This is a genomic window from Streptomyces sp. NPDC047981 (assembly GCF_040653315.1).
Taxonomy (GTDB): Bacteria; Actinomycetota; Actinomycetes; order Streptomycetales; family Streptomycetaceae; genus Streptomyces.
In genome coordinates this window covers 18,123-40,756 of sequence record NZ_JBEZNQ010000052.1, presented here as the reverse complement: position 1 = coordinate 40,756, position 22,634 = coordinate 18,123, and the positions used below count along the sequence as shown (strand labels likewise).

At 69.5% G+C, this 22,634-nt stretch carries 23 protein-coding genes and 1 pseudogene; 16 read left to right on the top strand and 8 right to left on the bottom strand.

Annotation, left to right across the window (positions count from 1 at the left end):
* Positions 1 to 58: 58 nt before the first annotated feature.
* The 3 genes from AB0E14_RS27010 (at position 59) to AB0E14_RS27000 (ending at position 3,547) form a co-directional block, all read left to right on the top strand.
* Entirely contained in the window at positions 59 to 2,527 is a 2,469-nt protein-coding gene (locus AB0E14_RS27010; RefSeq protein ID WP_362423333.1) for a PIG-L family deacetylase, read from the top strand.
* Positions 2,528 to 2,603: 76 nt separating this feature from the next.
* Positions 2,604 to 3,104 (top strand): pyridoxamine 5'-phosphate oxidase family protein, encoded by a 501-nt coding sequence (locus AB0E14_RS27005; RefSeq protein WP_362423330.1) that lies wholly within the window; start codon positions 2,604 to 2,606, stop codon positions 3,102 to 3,104.
* Between the two features lie 11 nt (positions 3,105 to 3,115).
* Positions 3,116 to 3,547: a VOC family protein gene (locus tag AB0E14_RS27000; protein WP_362423327.1), complete on the top strand. Its 432-nt coding sequence runs from the start codon at positions 3,116 to 3,118 to the stop codon at positions 3,545 to 3,547.
* Positions 3,548 to 3,569: 22 nt separating this feature from the next.
* Here AB0E14_RS27000 and AB0E14_RS26995 read toward each other — a convergent pair whose 3' ends face one another.
* The gene (locus tag AB0E14_RS26995) at positions 3,570 to 4,070 is read right to left on the bottom strand and encodes a GNAT family N-acetyltransferase (protein ID WP_362423324.1); all 501 of its coding nucleotides are present in this window, start codon (positions 4,068 to 4,070) and stop codon (positions 3,570 to 3,572) included.
* A 183-nt stretch (positions 4,071 to 4,253) separates the two neighbouring features.
* On the opposite strand from AB0E14_RS26995, the gene AB0E14_RS26990 reads away from it, so the two are divergent.
* A complete protein-coding gene (locus AB0E14_RS26990; protein WP_362423321.1) occupies positions 4,254 to 4,523 on the top strand; it encodes an SH3 domain-containing protein in 270 nt (89 codons plus the stop codon).
* Positions 4,524 to 4,562: 39 nt separating this feature from the next.
* On the opposite strand, the gene AB0E14_RS26985 is transcribed toward AB0E14_RS26990, so the two are convergent.
* Entirely contained in the window at positions 4,563 to 4,697 is a 135-nt protein-coding gene (locus AB0E14_RS26985) for a hypothetical protein (protein WP_362423318.1), read from the bottom strand.
* A gap of 153 nt (positions 4,698 to 4,850) precedes the next feature.
* Positions 4,851 to 5,276, bottom strand: coding sequence for a hypothetical protein (locus tag AB0E14_RS26980; RefSeq protein ID WP_362423315.1), 426 nt, complete (start codon positions 5,274 to 5,276; stop codon positions 4,851 to 4,853).
* A gap of 67 nt (positions 5,277 to 5,343) precedes the next feature.
* Between AB0E14_RS26980 and AB0E14_RS26975 the strand changes: the two genes are divergently transcribed.
* From AB0E14_RS26975 to AB0E14_RS26965, 3 genes and pseudogenes are all read left to right on the top strand, one after another.
* A complete protein-coding gene (locus AB0E14_RS26975; RefSeq protein WP_362423312.1) occupies positions 5,344 to 5,556 on the top strand; it encodes a hypothetical protein in 213 nt (70 codons plus the stop codon).
* Positions 5,557 to 6,081: 525 nt separating this feature from the next.
* Complete coding sequence (locus AB0E14_RS26970) at positions 6,082 to 8,253, top strand: hypothetical protein (protein WP_362423309.1); 2,172 nt, start codon at positions 6,082 to 6,084, stop codon at positions 8,251 to 8,253.
* Between the two features lie 53 nt (positions 8,254 to 8,306).
* Positions 8,307 to 8,606 (top strand): annotated as a pseudogene (locus AB0E14_RS26965) (tyrosine-type recombinase/integrase); the annotation flags it as partial.
* 76 nt (positions 8,607 to 8,682) lie between these two features.
* On the opposite strand, the gene AB0E14_RS26960 reads toward AB0E14_RS26965, so the two are convergent.
* Positions 8,683 to 10,044: a glutamine synthetase family protein gene (locus AB0E14_RS26960; protein WP_362423305.1), complete on the bottom strand. Its 1,362-nt coding sequence runs from the start codon at positions 10,042 to 10,044 to the stop codon at positions 8,683 to 8,685.
* A 225-nt stretch (positions 10,045 to 10,269) separates the two neighbouring features.
* On the opposite strand from AB0E14_RS26960, the gene AB0E14_RS26955 reads away from it, so the two are divergent.
* The 4 genes from AB0E14_RS26955 to AB0E14_RS26940 all read left to right on the top strand — a co-directional run bounded on the left by AB0E14_RS26955 (position 10,270) and on the right by AB0E14_RS26940 (position 12,583).
* Positions 10,270 to 10,671 carry a hypothetical protein gene (locus AB0E14_RS26955; RefSeq protein ID WP_362423302.1) on the top strand — a complete coding sequence of 134 codons (402 nt, stop codon included), beginning with the start codon at positions 10,270 to 10,272 and terminating at the stop codon, positions 10,669 to 10,671.
* A gap of 81 nt (positions 10,672 to 10,752) precedes the next feature.
* Positions 10,753 to 11,406 (top strand): DUF3105 domain-containing protein, encoded by a 654-nt coding sequence (locus AB0E14_RS26950; RefSeq protein WP_362423299.1) that lies wholly within the window; start codon positions 10,753 to 10,755, stop codon positions 11,404 to 11,406.
* Between the two features lie 2 nt (positions 11,407 to 11,408).
* Positions 11,409 to 12,044 (top strand): DUF305 domain-containing protein, encoded by a 636-nt coding sequence (locus tag AB0E14_RS26945; protein ID WP_362423369.1) that lies wholly within the window; start codon positions 11,409 to 11,411, stop codon positions 12,042 to 12,044.
* A 119-nt stretch (positions 12,045 to 12,163) separates the two neighbouring features.
* Entirely contained in the window at positions 12,164 to 12,583 is a 420-nt protein-coding gene (locus AB0E14_RS26940; RefSeq protein WP_362423296.1) for a CBS domain-containing protein, read from the top strand.
* Here the strand turns inward: AB0E14_RS26940 and AB0E14_RS26935 are convergent.
* Together AB0E14_RS26935 and AB0E14_RS26930 are read right to left on the bottom strand one after the other, a co-directional pair.
* The gene (locus AB0E14_RS26935; protein ID WP_362423293.1) at positions 12,568 to 13,428 is read right to left on the bottom strand and encodes an alpha/beta hydrolase; all 861 of its coding nucleotides are present in this window, start codon (positions 13,426 to 13,428) and stop codon (positions 12,568 to 12,570) included. The genes AB0E14_RS26940 and AB0E14_RS26935 overlap by 16 nt on opposite strands.
* A complete protein-coding gene (locus AB0E14_RS26930; RefSeq protein WP_362423290.1) occupies positions 13,425 to 14,129 on the bottom strand; it encodes a DUF998 domain-containing protein in 705 nt (234 codons plus the stop codon). The genes AB0E14_RS26935 and AB0E14_RS26930 overlap by 4 nt, the downstream gene beginning before the upstream one ends.
* 186 nt (positions 14,130 to 14,315) lie before the next feature.
* Between AB0E14_RS26930 and AB0E14_RS26925 the strand changes: the two genes are divergently transcribed.
* Together AB0E14_RS26925 and AB0E14_RS26920 are read left to right on the top strand one after the other, a co-directional pair.
* Positions 14,316 to 15,266, top strand: coding sequence for a DUF4190 domain-containing protein (locus AB0E14_RS26925; RefSeq protein WP_362423287.1), 951 nt, complete (start codon positions 14,316 to 14,318; stop codon positions 15,264 to 15,266).
* Positions 15,267 to 15,331: 65 nt separating this feature from the next.
* Positions 15,332 to 17,092, top strand: a complete 1,761-nt coding sequence (locus AB0E14_RS26920) for an NAD+ synthase (protein WP_362423284.1) — start codon at positions 15,332 to 15,334, stop codon at positions 17,090 to 17,092.
* On the opposite strand, the gene AB0E14_RS26915 is transcribed toward AB0E14_RS26920, so the two are convergent.
* Both AB0E14_RS26915 and AB0E14_RS26910 read right to left on the bottom strand, forming a co-directional pair.
* Positions 17,058 to 18,302 (bottom strand): MFS transporter, encoded by a 1,245-nt coding sequence (locus AB0E14_RS26915; protein WP_362423281.1) that lies wholly within the window; start codon positions 18,300 to 18,302, stop codon positions 17,058 to 17,060. The two genes, AB0E14_RS26920 and AB0E14_RS26915, sit on opposite strands and share 35 nt — an antisense overlap.
* A gap of 158 nt (positions 18,303 to 18,460) precedes the next feature.
* A complete protein-coding gene (locus tag AB0E14_RS26910; protein ID WP_362423278.1) occupies positions 18,461 to 19,483 on the bottom strand; it encodes an endonuclease/exonuclease/phosphatase family protein in 1,023 nt (340 codons plus the stop codon).
* Between the two features lie 310 nt (positions 19,484 to 19,793).
* On the opposite strand from AB0E14_RS26910, the gene panB reads away from it, so the two are divergent.
* The 3 genes from panB to AB0E14_RS26895 all read left to right on the top strand — a co-directional run bounded on the left by panB (position 19,794) and on the right by AB0E14_RS26895 (position 22,601).
* The gene (panB, locus tag AB0E14_RS26905) at positions 19,794 to 20,657 is read left to right on the top strand and encodes a 3-methyl-2-oxobutanoate hydroxymethyltransferase (protein ID WP_362423275.1); all 864 of its coding nucleotides are present in this window, start codon (positions 19,794 to 19,796) and stop codon (positions 20,655 to 20,657) included.
* A 100-nt stretch (positions 20,658 to 20,757) separates the two neighbouring features.
* Complete coding sequence (locus AB0E14_RS26900; protein WP_362423272.1) at positions 20,758 to 21,750, top strand: ATP-binding cassette domain-containing protein; 993 nt, start codon at positions 20,758 to 20,760, stop codon at positions 21,748 to 21,750.
* The gene (locus AB0E14_RS26895) at positions 21,747 to 22,601 is read left to right on the top strand and encodes an ABC transporter permease (protein WP_362423267.1); all 855 of its coding nucleotides are present in this window, start codon (positions 21,747 to 21,749) and stop codon (positions 22,599 to 22,601) included. Before AB0E14_RS26900 ends, AB0E14_RS26895 begins: the two co-directional genes overlap by 4 nt.
* Positions 22,602 to 22,634: the final 33 nt, after the last annotated feature.

Sequence of the window (22,634 nt, the reverse complement as noted above, 5' to 3'; positions counted from 1 at the left end):
CCACGTCCGAAAGCGCACACACTCGATGCCTGGCCGCCGCCGCCTCCGTACCGTCTCCGTGCTGACGACCACCGCCGTCGTCACCGGTTCCTTCGTGGGAATCCTCCAGCTGACCTCCGGCTCCGTCTTCGGGGCCGACACCGCCAACGGCCTGGCCGGGACCTCCGCGCCCGACACCGCCGGCGACCCGGCCGACGGCCGGCCCGACCACGGGGCCGACGGCTCCTCCGGTCTCGCCCTCGACACCGGGGCCGAGGCCCGGTCCGGGAAGACGGGCGCGCAGACCGCGGCACCGGCCGCCGGGACGACCGCGACACCGGCCTCGGGGACGACCGCTGGGGCCGCCGCGGCACCGGTCCGTACCTCCGACATCTCCGTGGCGCAGATCGTGGCCCACCCGGACGACGACCTGTACTTCATGAACCCGGACGTCGTGCAGTCGATACGCTCCGGCCGTTCGCTGACCACCGTGTACCTGACGGCCGGCGAGGCGGACGGCATCAACGGCCGTGGCGCGACCGCGCCCGCCCCCGACAAGGCCGGCTTCGCGGCGGCCCGGCAGAACGGCATACGTGCCGCGTACGCCGAGATGGCCACCGGCAGCCGCACCAGCCCCTGGGACCGCGTCTCCATCCCGACGGTCGGCGGCGGGGCCGCCGAGCTCGACGTCCTGCGCGCCGCGCCGCAGATCAGCCTGGTCTGGATGCAGATCCGCGAGGCCGGCGCGATCAACGCCGACCGGCCGAACAGCCTGAACGGCCTGTGGAACGGCCGGGTCCAGGTCATCGCCTCCCAGCGCGCAACCGGCACCCCGGTCACCACGGACTTCACGTACAGCAAGGACCAGGTGATCGAGGCACTCACCGGGATCCTGGAGCGCATCCGGCCGACCTTCGTCCGGATCCAGGACCCGACGCCCGGCCGGAACCTGAAGACCGGGGCGCTCACCGACCACCAGGACCACCTCTACGGCGCCCGGTTCGCCCAGGCCGCCCTGGAGCGGTACGCCACCCGGGCCACCGACTCCGGCCGCCCGCACTTCGGCGTGCAGAACTACCTGGGCTACCCCACGAGCATCCTGCCGTACACGCTCGACCCGGAGTCGGCCGGCACCAAGCTGAACACCCTGAAGACGTACGCCTGGACGGACGGCATCAACGACTGCGGCGACCCGGTCGGCTGCGGCGACCTCAAGGTGGCCCAGCGCCCGGCCGGATCCGGCTGGACGAAGACCGTCCGCTACGCCCGCGGCAACTCCACCTCCTGGGTCCAGCGCGACCGGAACGGCGGCCTGCACGCGTTCTCGGTGCTCGACGGACGCCTCGCGGTGTGGACGAAGCCCGTCGGCTCGGCCGACGAGTGGCAGGGTCCGGTGATGCTGGCGGGCGGCGGCCTGGACACCGGGGTGACGTCGGTGCGGCTCCCGGACGGCCGGATCGTCGTCTTCGGCACGCGTACGACCCTGGGTGCCACGGCCGACGCGTACCGCCGCGAGGTGGTGTCGACCGAGCAGACGACGCCGGGCGGCGCGTTCGGTCCGTGGCGTTCGCTCGGCACGCCCGAGAAGAACGACGCCACGGGCATGTCGGACATCAGCGCCCCGGCCGCGGCCGTCGACGGGACCGGCCGGATCACGGTGGTCGTGCGCGACAGCGCCCACCGGCTGACGGCCCGCGAGCAGCTGGCGAACGGCAGCTGGGGCGCGTGGCGCAGCCTGGCCGCGAACGCCCCGGCGGCAGCGGGCACGACTCCCCCGCCCGTGAAGGCGGCGAGCACGACGACGTCCGGCAGGACCGCGGGCACCGCCGCCTCCGCCAAGGCGGCCGGCACGACGGCCACGGCCGCGGGCAAGGCGACCGCGCCCACCACGACGGCGGGCAAGGCGACCGCTCAGGCGGACGCGGCCACGGCCAGGGCGGCCGCCGCCGCCAACACCGCCCTCACCTACCGCTCGGGGGGCGCCTCGGGGGCCACCCGGAACACCATCGGCAACCCGCTCACCGCTCCCGTGTACAGCGACCCGGTGGCGACGACGGACGCCGCCGGCCGGATCCACGTCTTCGCGGGCACCGCGAACACGGTCCTCACCTGGTCGCAGCCGCGCCCCGGCGTCCCGCTGGGCGGGCCGAGGACGACCGGCCTGCCGGCGACGACGCTGGCCCTGAACGCGAGCCCCACGCCCACGGGCGACGGCGTACGGCTCTGGTTCCGCAAGCCGTCCTCGGGCGACGTCCGCACGGCCGACTTCCCGGGCACGGGCGGCCGCTTCACCACCCCGGTCATCGAGATGTCGGGCGGCGTCCTCGGCCCCGGCCCGATCGGCGGCGGGTCCGGCCTGCTCGCGGTCCGGTCCCGTACGGGATTCCTGGCGACGGCGCCCGGCGTGTCCGGGAACGGCGGCACGGGCTCGCAGCCGCTGTGGACGCTCCAGAACTTCCTCTTCTCGGGCGCTCCGGGCGGGGTCGTGGACGGCGTCGCGGTGATGGGTCTGGACGGCAGGCTGCACTGGACGCCCGCGGTGCGATGAGTTCGGCCGGGACGCGGGGTCATAGATACGTACACGACGGCGTAGAGATGACCCCGCTCCCGGAAGGCGAACGACGATGACCCCGGAACCGACCCTCGACACCCGCTACAGCGACCCGAAGGCCCGGCCGGCGGAATGGCAGGCCGCGGCCGGCCGACTGGCCGAGGCCGAGGTCTTCTGGCTGACCACGGTCCGCCCGGACGGGCGCCCGCACGTGACCCCGCTGATCGCGGTCTGGTCGGCGGACGCGCTGCACTTCTGCACCGGCCCGGACGAGCGCAAGGCGCGCAACCTGGCGGAGAACGCGGAGGTCGTCCTGACCACCGGGACGCCGACGCTCGAGGAGGGCTTCGACCTCGTGGTGGAGGGCGAGGCCGTCCGGGTGACGGACGAGGCGCGGTTGCGGGCCGTGGCCGACGTGTACGTCGAGAAGTACGGCCCGGATTGGCGATTCGACGTGCGTGACGGGGCGTTCGTGGGCGACGGTGGGACCGCCCTGGTGTTCGCCGTCGCGCCGCGCACGGTCTTCGGCTTCGCGAAGGGCGAGCAGTTCGGTCAGACCCGCTGGCGTTTCTGAGGAGACCTTCCATGAACTGGACGCTCGAAGTCGTCCTGGTCCCCGTGACCGACCTGGACCGGGCGAAGGAGTTCTACGGCGAGAAGTGCGGCTTCACGATCGACCTCGACACCGAGGTCGCGCCGGGCATCCGGATCATCCAGGCGACGCCGCCGGGTTCGCGGTGCTCGATCTCGATGGAGAGCGGCATGCCGCCGATGCCGGGCGCGAAGGCGATGACCCCGGGCAGTCTGCAGGGCCTCCAGCTGTGCGTCACCGACATCGAGGCGGCTCGCGAGGAGCTCCTCGCCCGGGGCGTGGACGTCTCCCCGGTGCGCCGGGTGGGCGCGTCGGGCTGGGAGGACGGCAAGGGCGGGACCTGGAACTCGTTCCTCACCTTCGCCGACCCGGACGGCAACGGCTGGGTGGTCCAGGAGGCCCCGTCGGAGCTGTCGGAACGCTGAGCGAGCCCCGGCGGCGCCGGCCTCACCGGCCCTCGTCGAAATCCACCCGGTAGTACCGCACCCGCTCGTCCTCCCCCACGTACCGCATCCCGGCGGCCTCCATGACCCGCTGGGAGGCGACGTTCCCCAGGTCGGCGTCGCCCTTGGCCCCGGCGACGCCCTGCGCGCGGGCCAGTTCGAGCAGCGCGCGCAGGGCCTCTGTGGCGTACCCCTGCCCGCGCGCGACGGGCGCGAGCCCGTAGCCGACGGTCACGAACCGCCCCTCGTCGGGCGGCCCGTGGAACCCGATCCCCCCGACGGTCACCCGGTCGTCCCTGCGCCGTATCTCGTACGGCCCGAACACCCCGGGATCCCCGTGCTCGTCCCGCGCGTCCAGAAACCGCCGCGCCACGGCGACATCCGCGTCGGAGGGGTACCCCTCGGCCCACCGCGCGGAGCCCTCCGCCGCCTGCCCCACGATCCGCTCGGCCTCGCCGACGCTGAGCCGGCGCAACTCCAGGCGCCCGGTCGTCCATACATCCATACGGCCTGACTACCACCCGCCCGGGCGGTGCCACATCCGGTTTTCCGGCCGCCCGGACGTACGCGGCCGTCGGAATGACGCCCCGCACGCCTTCGGCTCCCCGGCGGGAATCGGCCGTACGGTGCGAGAGCCGTCCGGATACCGGACGGCGTCCCGCCACTCCCACGTTCCCCGGAGGTCAAGATGCCCAGCCCGCCCCAGCCGTTCGGTACCGTCGTCAGCGCCATCGGCGTCAACCTGCGGAAGTACCCGAGCACGGACTCCGCCGTCGTCGGCACCCTGAACCACGGCGTCGAGATCGGCCTGCACAGCAAGGTCAACGCCCAGAACATCGACGGCAACACCATCTGGTACCTGCTGCGCGACCAGGCCGTCTGGGTGGCCGCCCGGCACGTGGACAACACCGGACACGTGCCCCTGTCCAAGGACGCCCCGGCAGCCCCACAGGGCTGACCGACGGGCCGCCCCACCCGGGGCGGCCCCGCTCTTCCCTTACAGCACCGGCAGGTTCTTCCGCAGCTCGAAGGCCGTGACCTCGCTGCGGTACTCCTCCCACTCCTGCTTCTTGTTGCGCAGGGAAGTGACGCCCCGCCAGCCCCATCTGGAACCTTCCCGAACGCTGCGCATTGCAGCGCCTGTCAACTGGTGACCAACGGTGGGCATCGACCGCAAACGGCGCCCCCACTGGCGGCCCCCAGACGACCCAGCACTGGGCCCCGCCCCGCCCGCCGGATGACCGTCAACGTCATCCGGCATCCACGTGGCCCCAGCGATAACCAGCTACTGAACTTGAACTCGTAATGTCGGTGGTGCTGCAGAAGCCGCTGAGCTCTGGCCGTCCGAGATCAAGAGCGTGTCTGCAGCCAGCGACGCGGCAGCCAGGGTCACCTCGACGTCGCCGCTCCATGAACAGACTTCCAGCCACGACAGGTAGCCGCCTTGCGTGCAGACAAGGACCTCGCCGGGGCACTCGCCAGCCTCGGTGACGAGCTGTGCTTCGGCCGCCACGATGGTGCCTGGACCAGTGGGTGCGGGCTCAGCCTTGCTGGTGTCGAGTTCGAAATAGGCGGTTCCGCACCCACACGTGCAGCGTCCTCGCACGCTGAGGTGCGGAACCTGCCTTCGGAGCGTGGCATGAACCGGATTGTCCGTGCACAGGACTGCAGCGAGCACGTCGGCTACGTCGGCAGGCAGGCACTCGGTCATTCCGTCACCGTATCGGCCCAGCAGCTCTTGACTTGACCGTGCCGACCAATCGCCGATCGTCCAGCCATTGCGTTCACTCGTCCAGGGCCAGACCGGTGCTGGCAAGGCAGCAGTTGATGACCTCTGGTCGGTACTGCAGCATCTTGAGCTTGTGCTTGACGGCCCGGATGATCTGGTCGAGGTCGGCTGCGGCGAGGTTGCCGATGTCGCGCTTGACCAGCGACCAGATGCCTCTTCAGGTTCAAGCCTGGTGAGTAGCTGGGAAGCTGGAAGACAGTGAACCAGTCCGCATGGTCGGCGATGCACTCTCGCGCAGTGCCTCGACCAGGTGCATGCGCAGGTTGTCCCATACCAGCACGATCGGGCCGCCGAGCCGGATGTGCGCTCCGACCCGAAGGTCGCGCGGATCGCGCCAGCCGATGCGCAGCCGACCTTCCTGACTGTCCCATACACACCTGAGGCTGATTGTCACGGGCCCGTGACAGAAGGAGCGGTCAGCGCCGGGGGTCCCGGTGGGACCCAGGAGCTTGTTTGTCCAAAAACGGACCCAACGGTTAGTTGACGGGCTACAGTATCTGCAATGCACCCCGAAAAGGAGTGGTAAATGCCTTATAGCCTAGAGGAACTCGAAGCGAAGTACCCCTCCCTGGAAACTCGGACGAACATCCTCAGGCTAGAAGCAATTTCTCGACTCCTCAGCTCCTCCATTGTTGTTCCGAAGTACAGAATCCCGTCTCATCTCCACGAGCCTCTTAGGTTCACGGAAGCCGGCCAGAGCCTCATCGACTCCCTGAAGACTTCCCGCATGAATCCGTTGGGTGAATTGCGCTTGGCATGCTTCTTGGAGGTGTACCACGACGAACTACTGGTTGATCCTGACGAAACAGACATTGACGCCCTCCGGTCCGCCCTGTCGAAAGAGATCAAAGACCGCAAGATTATCCACCCACCGATGTTCGAGCGCAGCTTGTACGACCGGGCGTTCGAGGTGTTCGATCACGGAACCCTGGACATTCTCAGCACAGAGGACACGTTTAAGCTGCTTTCAGGTGCGGAAAACGGAGTGTTCCAGTGCCAAGATACCGTTACGGGAGAATTTGGGGCACTGAAGTCTGCGGAATTCAGGCTGATCCCACCTACCGACAGGGTGCCTCTCTATCATTGCCATCGACCGGCGTGCCGCGCCGTCCATAAGACATGGCTCACCACGTCTCACAACACTATCCTCGATGCGCGCGAAAAGTTGGATAAGAGGCTGTCCCGAACAACAGCCGCATCGGATTGGCAGGGATTCTTCAGCGATCACAGCGCAAAATTGGTAGGCGCCTACGACGATATGAGGTCGAGCGGGATTGTCGGCCTAATCGGACAATGCCTCACCTTCAGCGAGTTGCATTCCGTGGTCAAGCTAGGGTTCGCGGGGCGACATAGCCAGCTCCGTGATCTATGTTCGAAGAATGGTTTGGCGGTGCGAAATCCTGACGACTTCCTTAAAGAAGTCGGGCGCTCTGGAATGATGCAGCTCCTCCTGCTACTTACGGATCGATCGCTTACCGAACTCCTCGATCGAGCGGCGACCTCCGGATTGATTGACATCCCTGAACGCGAAATTCGGCGACCAAAGCTGATCGATTTTGCAAGCGGGTATTTTGATGTTTCGTGCCGCCTCTCCAGGCATGGAGTGCAGTACTACTCCAAAGATGGATCGGTTGCGGTTCAAAGGCTGAAGAGGCTGGTTCGCTCCGTATACGACCTCTCCGATCCGAATGATGAAAGGGATCTGAGTTGGCTTCTTCGAGCTCCGGAAGGCGAAACAGAAGAAGCCCTTGAAACATACCTAAACCGGGAGCGACCACGGGCAATCTTGCAACGGCTAATCTTTGTGGGGCATCGCCAGTACTTGAAAGCGGCAGAAGCTTGCGGAATCACACGGGAGGTCTCGGATCGAACAGACGATGAGACGCTGATCGAAGTTATGCTCTGGAAATTGGGATACGACCTTGACTCGATTGAATCTGCCTCCAAGGATCTACGCGACCTAACGGCTTCAATGGCGGAGGAAGTTGAGTCGCACGAGCGGTTCGGAGTTACAGAAATGCGAGCCATTCGCAGTCACTCTTCCCCGCTATTCGTCGCCCTCGAAGACGCGCTAGACAAAGCTCTGGCCTACACGGCGTGGGCTACTACTTTCGACCATACGTCTGCGCAAACGCCGTTCACTTTCGACCTCAAGCTGGCCCGTTCCCACATGACGTCCATCCTGAACACGTACGGCGCAGGAGAAAAGAACTCCATCCAGTTTCACGCCGACGGACGAAACACACTATTTCCGCTGATTTCAGGGTTCGGAGTGCTCGCTAGCCTGCTGGAACAATACGCAAAGGACCCTAGCAATAACAAACTGAGAGACGCCGATCTGCCGACTTACCATAAGCTGTCCACGCTCAGGCAGACGGGCTTCCTATACTCCGTGCCATTCTTGAATCTTTCAGATGAGTCTCGAAACAGCATCATCAGGAGCCTCAAGGCTGTCGTTCAGATTTTGAACGAAGGAGGGGTGCTCGATGTGCGCAACAGACTCGAACACAACAGAGAGGACTTTCCGACTCCGGAGGAATTCGATTCCTGCCTCAGGGCAGTGCGAGCGTTCTGCGACCTTGCTGAGCGCCGCGGGCTAATCCCGAAGCAATATAGACTCATCGAAACTCGTGTCGATTCTGCTTGGCGTGTTCGGTTCGTGCTTGAAGACAGCCAAGGCCGAACATTGGAAGTGAATAGCTCCGAAGGGTACGGCCTGCCAGGTTTGCCGTCCATGGGGCCCGTTCAGTTGATTATGTCGAGTGCGCGAATCAAGGGGACAGGGGACTATCTGCGCTTCAAATTCGGCTCGCGTTCTCCGTACGTTGAAATGTGGGAGAATTGGCCACGATATCGGGCCGGAATTCGATCCGTCGAAGCCATGGAGGGGGCGGACTAGCATTTGACGGGAGGCGGGGCACTCGCCGGGACCGACTTCAACACCTGCGTCTGGAATTCGCGCTCGTCCAGGCCGGCGTCATTCCGGAGCCCAAGGAGGGCGAGCGCCACCAGGCGGCCCGCGAGCACGGCATGCACGCGTTGAGGCACTTCTACGCGTCCGTCCTCCTGGACGCCGGCGAGAACGTCAAAGCGCTCAGCACGTACCTGGGCCACGGCGACCCCGGCTTCACGCTCCGGGTCTACACGCACCTCATGCCGAGTAGCTACGGACGGACTCGCCGGGCCGTGGATGGCCTGTACGAGGGCACGGTTTCCACGTCCGACGGCCCAGAGACGGCCCAGGACCGGTGAGACGACTCAGGGCCGACGGTTCGCTACCCGTCGGCCCTGATCGTCGTTTCGGGGAGGAACCCCCTCTGACCTGCGCTTACAGCACCGGCAGGTTCTTCCGCAGCTCGAAGGCCGTGACCTCGCTGCGGTACTCCTCCCACTCCTGCTTCTTGTTGCGCAGGAAGAAGTCGAAGACGTGCTCGCCCAGGGTCTCCGCGACCAGTTCGCTCTTCTCCATCAGGGCGATCGCCTCGCCCAGGTTCTGCGGGAGGGGCTCGATGCCCATCGCGCGGCGTTCCGCGTCGGAGAGGGCCCAGACGTCGTCGTCGGCGCCGGCCGGGAGTTCGTAGCCCTCCTCGATGCCCTTGAGGCCCGCGGCGAGCAGGACCGCGTAGGTCAGGTACGGGTTCGCGCCCGAGTCGATCGAGCGGACCTCCACCCGGGAGGAGCCCGTCTTGCCCGGCTTGTACATCGGGACGCGGATCAGGGCCGAGCGGTTGTTGTGGCCCCAGCAGATGTACGACGGGGCCTCGCCGCCCGCGCCGGCGGCGCGGGAGGAGCCGCCCCAGATGCGCTTGTAGGAGTTGACCCACTGGTTGGTGACGGCGGAGATCTCGGCCGCGTGCTTCAGGAGGCCCGCGATGAAGGAGCGTCCCACCTTGGAGAGCTGGTACTCCGCGCCCGACTCGTAGAACGCGTTCCGGTCGCCCTCGAAGAGCGAGAGGTGGGTGTGCATGCCCGAGCCGGGGTACTCCGAGAACGGCTTCGGCATGAAGGTGGCCTGCACGCCCTGCTCGAGAGCCACCTGCTTCATGACCAGGCGGAACGTCATGATGTTGTCGGCCGTGGAGAGCGCGTCGGCGTAGCGGAGGTCGATCTCCTGCTGGCCCGGCGCGCCCTCGTGGTGGGAGAACTCCACCGAGATGCCCATCGACTCCAGCATCGTGATGGCCTGGCGGCGGAAGTCCATGCCGACGTTCTGCGGGGTGTGGTCGAAGTAGCCCGAGTTGTCGGCGGGGGTCGGCTTCGAGCCGTCGAGCGGCTTGTCCTTCAGGAGGAAGAACTCGATCTCGGGGTGGGTGTAGAAGGTGAAGCCCAGGTCCGAGGTCTTGGCCAGGATGCGCTTGAGGACGAAGCGGGGGTCCGCGAAGGACGGGGAGCCGTCCGGCATCAGGATGTCGCAGAACATCCGGGCCGTGCCCGGGGCCTCCGCCCGCCAGGGCAGGATCTGGAAGGTGCCCGGGTCCGGCTTGGCGATCATGTCGGACTCGTATACACGGGCGAAGCCCTCGATGGCGGAGCCGTCGAAGCCGATGCCCTCGTCGAACGCCTGCTCAAGCTCGGCGGGCGCCACGGCCACCGACTTCAGGAAGCCGAGGACGTCGGTGAACCACAGCCGCACGAACCGGATGTCGCGCTCTTCGAGCGTCCGGAGCACGAATTCCTGCTGCTTGTCCATTTCCACACCCATCTTTGCTGGTCAGGCCGCCTGTTCCCACCGCCTCGGGCACATCGGGGGGCACCTGAGCATCCCACCACATGGTTTCGCGCACGTTGCACACCCAGTGTGCCCGCTCGCGTGTGACTCAGGTAACGGGAGACAGGCCGGTTCCGGGCGTCTGTTCGCTCCGCGGTCGCCCCCGAGTGTCCCCTCGCGGCCCTCCGGCCACTACGATCTCCGCCCATGGGGGGACCTCTGTTCGTACGCCGGTCCCGGCGCGCGCGTCCCATGGCACTGGCGAGTGCCGTGGCGACGCTCCTTGCCGCGCTCTTCGTCTGTCTGGGGAGCGGCGAGGCCGCCCCCGCGCACGGCGAGCCCGGCGGCGTCCACGCGGCTGCCCGGACCACGGCGACGGCCGGCGCGACCGCCGCGCACGAGTACGTCTGTCCTTACGACCGCGGCGGCTGCTCCCTCTTCCCCTCGCTCAGCCCGGCGGTGCTCACCGCGCCGCCGCTCGACCCCCCGCCGCACGCGGAGGGCCGGCTCCCCCTGCCCGTACCGGCGTACGACACCGCTCGGGCACCCCGCTCGGCCGCGCAGCCGCGCGCGCCGGACCTGCACGTCCTTCAAGTCCTGCGGACGTAGCCGGCGGGCCGCACCCCCTGCCCCGCCCACGGCTCACGCCCGACGCCTGACGCCACCCCACATCCCAGAAGGACGACCACCATGGCCGCCAACCGCTCCGCCAACGCCGACCGCCGCGCCCGAATAGAGGAGATGCGCCGCGCCGAGCAGGCCCGCGAGCGCCGCAACCGCTTCCTCACCATCGGCATCTCCGCCGTGGTCGTCCTGAGCCTCGTCGGCTTCGGCGGCTACGTGCTCAACGAGCAGTCCGAGAAGAAGGAAGCCCAGGAGGCCGCCGCCAAGGCCCCCATCAAGGACGAGAAGTCCTGGGACGCCAAGAAGCTCGGCCGCAACCACGTGACCACCCCGGTCGCCTACGAGATGAAGCCGCCGGTCGGCGGTGACCACGACCAGGTCTGGCAGAACTGCGACGGCGACGTCTACACGGCGAAGGTCGCCGAGATGAACGCCGTGCACTCGCTCGAGCACGGCGCGGTCTGGGTCACGTACAACAAGAAGGCCCCCGAGGCCGAGGTGAAGAAGCTGGCCGAGAAGGTCGGCAAGACCCCGTACTCCTTCATGAGCCCGGTCGACGACCAGGCCGGCGCGATCATGCTGAGCGCCTGGGGCAAGCAGGTGAGCGTGGACAGCGCGAGCGACCCCCGGATCGACGCCTTCTTCACCAAGTACGTGCAGGGTCCGCAGACCCCCGAGCCGGGCGCGGCCTGCACCGGTGGTGTCGGGGCGACCCAGTGAAGCTGACCCGCACGCACGGGGCCTCGATCGCCGCCGTCGTCCTCGCCCTGCTCTTCGCCGGGGGTGCCGTCACGGTCGCCTCCGCCGACCGGGAGGAGGCTCAGGCGTCGCCGGCCTCGGCGTCGGCGGACGCGGGCTTCGCCCGTGACATGTCGGTCCACCACCAGCAGGCCGTCGAGATGTCGTTCATCGTCCGGGACCGCACCGAGGACGCGGACGTCCGCCGTCTCGCCTACGACATCGCCAACACCCAGGCCAACCAGCGCGGCATGATGCTGGGCTGGCTGGACATGTGGGGGCTGCCGAAGATCGAGTCGGGCACCGAGCCGATGGCCTGGATGGGCATGGGCGGGCACGGTGACACCGGCCCCCTCGACGGGGCGCTGATGCCCGGCATGGCGACGAAGACGGAGCTGGAACGGCTCCGCGCGGCGAGCGGCAAGGAGGCGGAGGTCCTCTACCTCCAGCTGATGATCGACCACCACAAGGGCGGTGTGCACATGGCCCAGGGCTGTGTGGACAAGTGCTCCGTGGACGTCGAGCGGAACCTCGCGCAGGGCATGGTCGAGGCCCAGGAGTCCGAGATCGGGCTGATGACGCAGCTGCTGAAGGAGCGCGGCGCCGAGCCCCGTTCCTGAGGCCCGCGCCGCCTCGCGACGGCCCCCGTGACCCCCAGCGGTCGCGGGGGCCGTCGCGTACGCGGACAATGGTTGACGCTCGGGGACGTACGACGACGGCTTACGGAGGTACGCACCCCATGACCACGGCGAAGGACATCATGCACCCCGGGGCCCAGTGGATTCCCCGGCACGAAACGCTCGACCGCGCGGCCCAGATGATGCGCGACCTGAACGTGGGCGCCCTGCCGATCGCCGACGAGAACGAGCGGCTGTGCGGCATCATCACGGACCGCGACATCGTGGTCGGCTGTGTGGCCATGGGTCACGACCCGTCGAAGGTCACCTGTGGCGAGATGGCCAACGGCACCCCACGCTGGATCGACGCGGGCTCGGACGTGGGCGCGGTCCTGGAGGAGATGCAGAGCCACCAGATCCGCCGTCTCCCCGTCATCGAGAACAAGCGGCTCGTCGGCATGATCAGCGAGGCCGACCTGGCCCAGCATCTGTCGGACGAACAGATCAAGGCATTCTGCGAGAGCGTCTACGCCGCTTCCTGAGGCGGCGCTTCCTGAGGTCCGGTGCGCAGTACCGCCCCGGCCACCGCCTCCGGGCGGTCCAGCATCATCAGGTGGCCCGACGGCTCGACCGCCTCGTAGCGGGCGTCGAGGCGTCGGGCCAGCGCGCGTTGGCGGCGCTCCCAGCGGGCGGAGCCGTCGGGGGCCGCGAGGACGGTGACGGGGACCCCTGCCGGCAGCGGCCGCTCCTCGCGCAGCGCGAGGAGTTCCGCGGCGACCGCACGGTAGTGGGCGTTCTCCAGGAGCGTGCCGCGCAGCACGCGTGAGGTGCGGTAGCAGCGGCGTACGAGGTCGGTGGGCGCGGGGTCGCCGCCCGATGCCCGGGAGAGCCGTACGGTGGCGCGCCGGACGGCCGGCCCGAGGGCGGCCGGGGCTCCGGCGGCCGACAGCAGCGTGCCGAGGCCGCGGGCGGCGGCGGTGCGCAGACCGGGGGCGGCGGGGGTACGGGCGTGTTCCTCGACGGACGCGTCGACGAGGACGAGCGCGGCGGTACGGGCCGGGTGCAGGCGTGCGAAGGCTTCGGCGTGGAAGCCGGCGATGGAGTGCCCGACGACGGTGACCGGTCCCGCGGGCAGGGGCAGCGCGTCGAGGAGTCCGGCGATGCGGTGGGCCTCGCCGGCGGCGGAGGGCGGGACGGCGGCCGGGGCGGAGAGGCCGTGTCCTGGGCGGTCGAAGCGGACGACGGTGCGGTGCGGGGCGAGCAGCGGGACGACCGGGTCCCAGTCGAACCAGCTCATGCCGAGGCCGGCGCTGAGCACGCAGACGGGTCCCGTGCCCTCGACGACGGCGTGGTGGGCCACGCCCCCGATCCGTACGAACTTCCTCATGGTCGCTCCCTGGCGACGGAGACGGCGAGTACGCCGAGCCAGACGGCCAGGAGCAGGACCTGGAGCCGCTGTCCGGCCCCGAGGGCCCAGGTGCCGTGGCCCGCCTCGAACGCGGCGACGGCGGCCAGCGTCCAGACGGTGGCGGCCAGTTCGAGGGCGACGAGGACGGGTCCCGCCGTGGCCAGTGGCCGCCAGATCCGGTGGCGGCGGGCCGCGTACGTCAGCAGGAGCATGGCGGCCACCGCCGCCGCCATCGCGAGGGCGGAGCTGACCGCGTGTGCCGTGTGGGTGAACGGCACCAGGCCGGCGTCCTCCCGGGCGGCGCACGCCGGTTCGGCGGTGGGCGTGCAGCTGAGCGGCAGCCGCGAGTCGGCGGCGGTGGCGGCCCCGAAGAGGGCGACGGCGCTCCACCCGGCGCGGACGAGCCTGTGGGGTCCGGTGGCGGCCCGGCGGGTGTTCCACAGGGCCGTCAGGGCCGCCGCGAGGACGAGGAGTCCGGCCGTGAGGTCGCTCGCGCGGAAGAAGTCGCCGTGGGGCTGGTCGGTGGCCATGAGTTCGGAGACGTACGACCTGACCGGGTCGAGCCCGGTCCTGACGACGGCTTCGAGGACCCACGCGCTGTACGCGAGCGCGCCGAGGACGAGCAGAACGGCGGTGGCTCGCGCGGCGCCTTCGAGCCGGGACGGGGCGGGCCGGGACATGGACATAGTGGTACGTGATGCTATGCGCCCGCCCCGGCGTCCCGATGACCGGGCCCCGCGACCCCGCATGTCGTGGGGGGCGGGGCGGGGCATGGACACCGGTCGATCACAAAATCCCTGGCTCCTCCATAATCATCTGGCCTAACGTCAGGCGCCCGACCACGCCGATCACCGGAGGACACCCGCATGAGCACGCCGACCGAGAACCCCGAGCAGAACCCCTGGGGTGCTCCGTCCTCCACACCGGCCGGCCCTCCGCCGGTCGGAGCGCCCCCGGCCGGAGCGCCTGCGTACGGAGCCTCCCCGTACGGCACGACGCCGCCCGGGATGCCGCCGGCCGGCATACCGGGGATGCCGGCCCCGTTCCAGCAGCCCAGGAACGGCATGGGCGTGACCGCCCTGGTCCTCGGTCTCGTGGGCCTGCTCTTCGGGCTCATCCCGTTCACGTTCTGGCTCGGCGCGATCCTCGGCGTCATGGCCCTGGTCTTCGGCATCGTCGGTCACGGCAAGGCCCGTAAGGGCGAGGCCACGAACAAGGGCGTGGCGCTCTCCGGGATCGTCCTCGGCGCGGTCACGATCGTCGTCTCGCTCGTGTGGCTGATCGTCCTGGTCGTCGCCGTGGACGAGTTCGAGAAGACCGTCGACGAGGAGATCGCCAAGCAGGACAAGGCCTCCTCGGCCCCCGCCACCCCGGGCGCCACGAGCGAGCCCGAGCCGGAGCCGACCGAGACCGCCCCCGCGGCGCTGAAGTTCGGTCAGACCTTCGCGTACGAGGACGGCATCAAGGTGACCGTCTCCAAGCCGCGCGCCTACACGCCCGACCAGTTCGCCGCCGGGCACACCAAGGGCAACAAGGCCTTCCAGGTGACCGTCACGATCGTCAACGGCAGCAAGGAGACGCTCGACGTCACCGGCGCCCTGGTGGACGCGAGCGACGCGGAGGGCGCGCAGGCCGACGCGATCTTCGACGGCAGCAACGCGACGACGATGTTCCAGGGCAACGTGCTCCCCGGCAAGCAGGCCAAGGGCACCTTCGCCTTCTCGCTGCCCGCCGCCGCGGCCGGTGAGATGCAGATCGAGCTGAGCCCGACGATCCTCGACCACGAGAAGGGCATCTGGATCGGCCCGACGAAGTAGGCGGGCGGGACACCGGGACACCGGTACGCAGGACATAGCGTCGGTCTGACGATTACACTGGGCGGGTGCCTCAACTACGCCTCGCTCTGAATCAGATCGACTCGACCGTCGGCGATCTCACCGCCAACACCGAGGCGGTCGTCCGCTGGACCCGGCACTGCGCCGAGCAGGGCGCGCATCTGGCCGCGTTCCCCGAGATGGTGCTGACCGGCTACCCCGTCGAGGACCTCGCGCTGCGTTCGTCCTTCGTCGAGGCCTCCCGGGCCGCCCTGCGGACGCTCGCCCGGCGCCTCGACGCCGAGGGCCTCGGGGACCTGCCCGTGGTCGTCGGCTACCTCGACCGTTCGGACCGCGCCGAGCCCCGGCTCGGCCGGCCCGCCGGTTCCCCGGAGAACGCGGCCGCGGTGCTGCACCGGGGTGAGGTGGTGCTGCGGTTCGCCAAGCACCACCTGCCCAACTACGGGGTCTTCGACGAGTTCCGCTACTTCGTGCAGGGCGACACCATGCCCGTCGTGCGCGTCCACGGCGTCGACGTGGCGCTCGCGATCTGCGAGGACCTGTGGCAGGACGGCGGCCGGGTGCCGGCCGCCCGCAGCGCGGGCGCGGGGCTGCTCGTCTCCATCAACGCCTCGCCGTACGAGCTGAACAAGGACGACTCGCGGCTCGAACTGGTCCGCAAGCGCGCCCAGGAGGCGGGCTGCACCACCGCGTACGTCGCGATGATCGGCGGCCAGGACGAGCTGGTCTTCGACGGCGACTCGATCGTCGTCGACGCCGGGGGCGAGGTCGTGGCGCGCGCCCCGCAGTTCTCCGAGGGCACGGTGATCGTGGACCTCGACCTGCCGGCGGCCGCCGCCGACGCGCCCACCGGCCTCGTGGACGACGGGCTGCGGATCGACCGGGTGATCCTCTCCCAGGAGCCGCTGCCCGCCTACGAACCGGAGTTGACGGGCGGTTACGCGGACCGGCTCGACGACGACGAGGAGGTGTACTCGGCGCTGGTCGTGGGCCTGCGCGCGTACATCGCGAAGAACGGCTTCCGTTCGGTGCTCATCGGGCTGTCCGGCGGCATCGACTCGGCGCTCGTCGCCTCGATCGCCTGCGACGCGGTCGGCGCGCGGAACGTGTACGGCGTCTCGATGCCGTCGAAGTACTCCTCGGACCACTCCCGCGGCGACGCCGACGACCTGGCACGGCGCACCGGGCTCAACTTCCGTACGGTGTCCATCGAGCCGATGTTCGACGCGTACATGGGCGCGCTCGGCCTCACGGGCCTCGCGGAGGAGAACCTCCAGTCCCGGCTGCGCGGCACGATGCTGATGGCGATCTCCAACCAGGAGGGCCACCTCGTGCTCGCGCCGGGCAACAAGTCCGAGCTGGCGGTGGGGTACTCGACGCTGTACGGCGACTCGGTGGGCGCGTACGGGCCCATCAAGGACGTCTACAAGTCGACGGTGTTCCGGCTCGCGCGCTGGCGCAACCGCGCCGCCGAGGAGCGCGGCATGACCCCGCCGATCCCGGAGAGCTCGATCACCAAGCCGCCGAGCGCCGAACTGCGCCCGGGGCAGGTCGACACGGACTCGCTGCCGGACTACGACGTCCTGGACGCGGTCCTGGCCCTGTACGTCGACCGCGACCAGGGCCGGGACGCCATCGTCGCGGCCGGCTTCGACGAGGAGCTGGTGACGCGGACGCTGCGGATGGTGGACACGGCGGAGTACAAGCGGCGCCAGTACCCTCCGGGCACCAAGATCTCGGCGAAGGGCTTCGGCAAGGACCGCCGGCTCCCGATCACGAACCGCTGGCGGGAGTCCCCGACCCACTGACGGCCGGCGTCTGCTCATCGGCGACCGGGCCGCTTCCCGTGACGACCCGGGAGGCGGCCTCGTCCGTCCGCGTACGGTCCAGCAGGCCCGCCACCGCAGCGATCGCCAGGCCGACCACCGCGAGGCCCGCGCCGACCAGGGTCGGGGAGGTCCAGCCCCAGCCGCCCGCGACGGCGGCGCCGCCCGCCCAGGCGCCGCCCGCGTTGGCCAGATTGAAGGCGGAGTGGTTGGACGCGGAGGCCAGGGTCGGGGCGTCCTTGGCCTTGTTCATGACGAGCATCTGCAGCGGGGTCGTGGTCATGAAGCCGACGGCGCCCAGGACCACGACCGTCACCAGGGCGAGCCAGGGCACGTGGATCGTGAACCGGAAGGCGACCAGGACCAGCGCCAGCGCGGTGAGGGAGCCGTACAGCGTCGGGCGCAGCGCCCGGTCGGTGAGCGGGCCCGCGGCGAGGGCGCCGGCCGTCATGCCGATGCCGAAGAGGGCGAGGACGAGGGTGACGGAGGACTCGGAGAGCCCCATCACCTCGGTGGTCATCGAGGCGAGGTAGGAGTAGACCGCGAAGACGCCCGCGAAGCCGAAGACGGCGGTGAGCAGTCCGAGCAGCACCTGCCGTCGGCCGAGCGCGCGGACCTCGCGGCCCAGGCTCTGCCGCTCGTCGACGGGGACGTACGGCACGAGCCGGGCGAGGGCCGCCATGGCCAGCAGGCCGATGAGGGTGACCACGAGGAAGGTGGAGCGCCAGCCGAGGTGCTGGCCGAGCAGGGTCGCGGCCGGTACGCCGAGGATGTTGGCGACGGTGAGCCCGAGGAACATCGTGGCGACCGCCCGCGCCTGCCGTCCCTCGGCCACCAGGCGCGCGGCGACGACGGCCCCGACGCCGAAGAACGCGCCGTGCGGCAGCCCGGCGAGGACCCGGCCAGCGACCAGCCAGCCGAAGCCGGGCGCGAGCGCGGAGGCCAGGTTGCCGACGAAGAACAGCGCCATCAGCAGGAGCAGCATCTTCTTGCGCGGCACGCGCGAGCCGAGGGCGGTGAGCAGCGGGGCGCCGACGACGACGCCGATCGCGTACGCCGAGACGAGGTGTCCTGCGGTCGGGACGGAGGTGCCGAGGTCGTCGGCGACGTTGGGCAGCAGGCCCATCATCACGAACTCGGTGGTGCCTATGCCGAAGGCGGACACGGCGAGCGCGAGCAGCGCCAGGGGCATGGGGAGAGCCTTTCCAGACGAATAGTTCTTCGACTGAACAAATACTCTCAGGAGAAATGTTCCGCTCGGCCTCGGGCCGGTGAAGAGGAGGTTTCGGCTCGCGGACCGGGTCGGAGGGACCGGGCCGGGTCGGGTCGGGCCGGGGCGGAGGGACCGGGTCAGAGCGTGACGCGGGCGGCGATCGGCAGGTGGTCGCTCTTCGTCGCCGGCAGCGCCCACGAGGAGACCGGCTCGACGCCCTTCACCAGGATCTGGTCGATCCGGGCCATCGGGAACGAGGCCGGCCAGCTGAAGCCGAAGCCGTCGCCCGAGGCGCCCTGGGTGGAGCGCATCTGCGCGGTCACCGCGTTCAGCGCGCGGTCGTTCATCGTGCCGTTGAGGTCGCCGAGCAGGACGACCCGCTCGCGCGGCTCGGCGGCGATGGCCTCGCCGAGCAGGTTCGCGCTGTTGTCGCGCTGGTTGGCGGTGAAGCCCGCGTCCATCCGGACCCGGACCGACGGCAGGTGGGCGACGTAGACCGCGACCTCGGCCTTCGGGGTGGAGACGGTGGCGTGCATCGCACGGGTCCAGCCCATCCCGATGTCGACGGGGCCCGCGCCGTGCAGCGGGTACTTGCTCCACAGCCCGACGGTGCCCTGCACCGCGTGGTACTTGTACGTGTCGGCCAGGCCCTTCTCGTAGACCGGGACCATGTCGCCCTTGAGCTCCTCCAGGGCCACCACGTCCGCGCCCGACTCGGCGATCTGCCGGGCGGTGCCCTCGGGGTCGGGGTTGTCGGCGTTCACGTTGTGGGTGGCGAAGGTGAGGTCCCCGCCGCTCTGGGACTTGTCGGTGATCAGGCCGCCGAAGAGGTTCACCCAGACCACGGTCGGCAGGAGCAGGGCGATCAGCGCGGTCGCGGAGCGGCGCAGCAGGGCCAGGACCAGCAGGACGGGCACGAGGACGCCGAGCCAGGGCAGGAAGGTCTCCGTGAGGCTGCCCAGGTTGCCGATCCGGTTCGGGATGTCGGCGTGGAAGACCATGAGCAGGGTGAGGAGCACCGCGCACAGGGCCAGCAGGATGCCCCGGCGCCAGATGCCCCGGTCCCCGCGCAGACGGTCGAGCGCCGTTCGGAACCGGGATCCGGAGCGCTCGTTCCCGGCGCCGCCGTTCTCCGTCTCCGCCATGTCCACCCGCGCCATCACTCAGTCCTCACTGCCTTGCCGTCGTGCTGCCTTGCCCGTGACCCGACAACGACACTAGGTGATGCCGGGCCCGTCGTACTGCCACGAGGGACGACGGGGCCGCGCGGCGGGTTCCGGCGGTCGCCGTGCGGCGGGGAGGCTGTGACAGAACGCGCACATTCGTACGTACGACCCGGAATTCTTCCGTTTCGGCGGTGTGAACAGCGCCACTTCGCCCCACTTCCCCCGTCCCCGCGCGAAGTGCCACCATGGATGTGGTCCGGGGACGCCGTCAGGGCGCCTCGAGATGACGAAGGAGCCGTTCACCATGACGCTTCAGGCTGCCCAGACGCAGTCCCCCGACAGCAGCAAGGCGCTGTACGGAGGCAAGGGCACGCGACGTATCACCGTCCACGACATCGCCGCCGCCAAGACTCGCGGCGAGAAGTGGCCCATGCTCACCGCCTACGACGCGATGACCGCGTCCGTCTTCGACGAGGCCGGCATCCCGGTCGTGCTCGTCGGCGATTCGATGGGCAACTGCCATCTCGGGTACGACACCACCGTGCCCGTCACGATGGACGAGATGACCCTGCTGTCCGCCGCCGTCGTACGGGGCACCAGGCGCGCCCTCGTCGTCGGCGACCTCCCCTTCGGCTCGTACCAGGAAGGGCCGGTCCAGGCCCTGCGCAACGCGACCCGGCTGGTCAAGGACGCGGGCGTCGGAGCGATCAAGCTGGAGGGCGGCGAGCGCTCGCTGCCGCAGACCGAGCTGCTCGTCCAGGCCGGCATCCCCGTCATGTCCCACCTGGGCCTGACCCCGCAGTCCGTGAACACCATGGGCTACCGCGTACAGGGCCGCACCGACGAGGCCGCGCACCGGCTGCTCAGCGACGCGAAGGCGGCGCAGGACGCGGGCGCCTTCGCCGTCGTCCTCGAACTCGTCCCGGCCGAGCTGGCCGCCGAGGTCACCCGCTCCCTGCACATCCCCACCATCGGCATCGGCGCGGGACCGCACACCGACGCCCAGGTCCTCGTCTGGACCGACATGGCCGGTCTGACCGGCGGCAAGGTGCCGCGCTTCACCAAGCAGTACGCGAACCTCCGCGCCACCCTCGGCGACGCCGCCAAGGCCTTCGCGGAGGACGTCACCGGCGGGGCGTTCCCCGCCGAGGAGCACACCTTCCACTAGTCCATCGCGGAACGACCCGACAGCCCGCCGACATCCCCCATCGGCGGGCTGTCGGTCGTCTGTCGGTGCGTTGTCGGTGGTGGCTGGTGTAGTGGGGTCCATGACGCGATCCACACACAACGCCGTCGAGGTACGAGGCCTCGTGAAGCACTACGGCGAGACGAAGGCCCTCGACGGGGTCGACCTCGATGTCCGGGAGGGCACCGTCCTCGGTGTGCTCGGCCCGAACGGCGCCGGCAAGACCACCCTCGTCCGCTGCCTGTCCACCCTGATCGTCCCCGACGCCGGGACCGCCGTCGTCGCGGGCTTCGACGTGGTGAAGCAGCCCCGTCAGCTCCGCCGCACCATAGGCCTGACCGGCCAGTACGCCTCGGTCGACGAGAAGCTGTCCGGCTGGGAGAACCTGTACATGATCGGGCGGCTGCTCGACCTCTCCCGCGCGGACGCCCGGCGCCGCGCCGACGAGCTGCTGGAGCGGTTCTCGCTCACCGAGGCCGCCAAGCGCCCCGCCATGCAGTACTCCGGCGGTATGCGCCGCCGGCTCGACCTGGCCGCGTCGATGATCGGCCGCCCGGCCGTCCTGTACCTGGACGAGCCCACCACCGGCCTCGACCCGCGCACCCGCAACGAGGTCTGGGACGAGGTGCACAGCATGGTCGCCGACGGCGTCACCGTCCTGCTCACCACCCAGTACATGGAGGAGGCCGAGCAGCTCGCGAGCGAGCTGACGGTCATCGACCGGGGCAAGGTCATCGCCAACGGCAAGGTCGACGAGCTGAAGGCCAGGGTCGGCGGGCGCACCCTGAAGGTCCGCCCGGTCGACCCGGCGGAGCTGCCGGGCATGGCGGCGGCGCTGCGCGAGTCCGGTCTCGACGGCATCGCCGGCTCGACGATCGTCCCCGACGAGGACGCGCTGTACGTGCCGATCCTCAGCGACGAGCAGCTGACCGCCGTCGTGGGCCTGCTCGGCGCGCGCGGCTTCGGCATCGCGCACATCGGCACCCACCTCCCCAGCCTGGACGAGGTGTTCCTGGCCATCACGGGCGAGAAGTCGTCCGCTTCCGACACGACTCCCGAGGAGGTCGCCGCATGAGCACGACCACGACCACGGTCACCAAGCCGCCCGTCGACGCCCCTTCCCCGGTGAAGCGGGCCCCCGTCGACGAGGGCCGGATCGGCCTGCGCGCCAACCTCCGCCACATCGGCGCCCTGGCGCGGCGCAACGCGCTGCAGATCAAGCAGGACCCGGAGTCGATGTTCGACGTCGTCCTGATGCCGATCATCTTCGTCCTGCTGTTCGTGTACGTCTTCGGCGGCGCGATCTCCGGCAAGGGCAACAACGACGCCTACGTCAACTACGTGGTCCCCGGCCTGATGGCGATGATGGGCATGAACATCGCCATGGCCGTCGGCACGGGTATCAACGACGACTTCAAGAAGGGGGTGATGGACCGGTTCCGCACGATGCCGATAGCCCGGTCCTCCGTCCTCATCGCGAAGATCGTCGTCGAGATCGGCCGGATGCTGATCGCCACCGCGATCCTGCTCGGCATGGGCTTCCTGCTGGGCCTGGAGATCAAGGGATCGATCCTCGACCTCTTCGGCGCGATCGGCCTGTCCATGGTCTTCGGCGCCTCGCTGATGTGGATCTTCATCCTGCTCGGTCTCGCGCTGAAGACCGCCCAGGCCGTCCAGGGGATGGCCATGATCGTTCTGATGCCGCTGCAGTTCGGGTCCTCGATCTTCGCCCCGCCGACCTCGATGCCCGGCTGGCTGGAGACCTTCACGGACTACAACCCGCTGTCGAACCTCGCCGACGCCGCCCGCGCCATGATCAACGGCACGCCGGTGGGCGACTCGGTGTGGATGACGCTCGGCTGGGCCGTGGTGATCACGGCCGTCACGGCGCCGCTCGCGGTGTCCAAGTTCCGCAAGAAGACCTGAGCGTGAAGACCTGATCCGTACGCGGATCAGGAA

Coding starts and splice junctions, on each gene's coding strand:
- AB0E14_RS27005 (WP_362423330.1), top strand. CDS start 2,604: ATGACCCCGGAACCGACCCTCGACACCCGCTACAGCGACCCGAAGGCC.
- AB0E14_RS27000 (WP_362423327.1), top strand. CDS start 3,116: ATGAACTGGACGCTCGAAGTCGTCCTGGTCCCCGTGACCGACCTGGAC.
- AB0E14_RS26995 (WP_362423324.1), bottom strand. CDS start 4,070: ATGGATGTATGGACGACCGGGCGCCTGGAGTTGCGCCGGCTCAGCGTC.
- AB0E14_RS26990 (WP_362423321.1), top strand. CDS start 4,254: ATGCCCAGCCCGCCCCAGCCGTTCGGTACCGTCGTCAGCGCCATCGGC.
- AB0E14_RS26985 (WP_362423318.1), bottom strand. CDS start 4,697: ATGCGCAGCGTTCGGGAAGGTTCCAGATGGGGCTGGCGGGGCGTCACT.
- AB0E14_RS26980 (WP_362423315.1), bottom strand. CDS start 5,276: ATGACCGAGTGCCTGCCTGCCGACGTAGCCGACGTGCTCGCTGCAGTC.
- AB0E14_RS26970 (WP_362423309.1), top strand. CDS start 6,082: ATGAATCCGTTGGGTGAATTGCGCTTGGCATGCTTCTTGGAGGTGTAC.
- AB0E14_RS26960 (WP_362423305.1), bottom strand. CDS start 10,044: ATGGACAAGCAGCAGGAATTCGTGCTCCGGACGCTCGAAGAGCGCGAC.
- AB0E14_RS26955 (WP_362423302.1), top strand. CDS start 10,270: ATGGGGGGACCTCTGTTCGTACGCCGGTCCCGGCGCGCGCGTCCCATG.
- AB0E14_RS26950 (WP_362423299.1), top strand. CDS start 10,753: ATGGCCGCCAACCGCTCCGCCAACGCCGACCGCCGCGCCCGAATAGAG.
- AB0E14_RS26940 (WP_362423296.1), top strand. CDS start 12,164: ATGACCACGGCGAAGGACATCATGCACCCCGGGGCCCAGTGGATTCCC.
- AB0E14_RS26935 (WP_362423293.1), bottom strand. CDS start 13,428: ATGAGGAAGTTCGTACGGATCGGGGGCGTGGCCCACCACGCCGTCGTC.
- AB0E14_RS26930 (WP_362423290.1), bottom strand. CDS start 14,129: ATGTCCCGGCCCGCCCCGTCCCGGCTCGAAGGCGCCGCGCGAGCCACC.
- AB0E14_RS26925 (WP_362423287.1), top strand. CDS start 14,316: ATGAGCACGCCGACCGAGAACCCCGAGCAGAACCCCTGGGGTGCTCCG.
- AB0E14_RS26915 (WP_362423281.1), bottom strand. CDS start 18,302: ATGCCCCTGGCGCTGCTCGCGCTCGCCGTGTCCGCCTTCGGCATAGGC.
- AB0E14_RS26910 (WP_362423278.1), bottom strand. CDS start 19,483: ATGGCGCGGGTGGACATGGCGGAGACGGAGAACGGCGGCGCCGGGAAC.
- panB (WP_362423275.1), top strand. CDS start 19,794: ATGACGCTTCAGGCTGCCCAGACGCAGTCCCCCGACAGCAGCAAGGCG.
- AB0E14_RS26900 (WP_362423272.1), top strand. CDS start 20,758: ATGACGCGATCCACACACAACGCCGTCGAGGTACGAGGCCTCGTGAAG.
- AB0E14_RS26895 (WP_362423267.1), top strand. CDS start 21,747: ATGAGCACGACCACGACCACGGTCACCAAGCCGCCCGTCGACGCCCCT.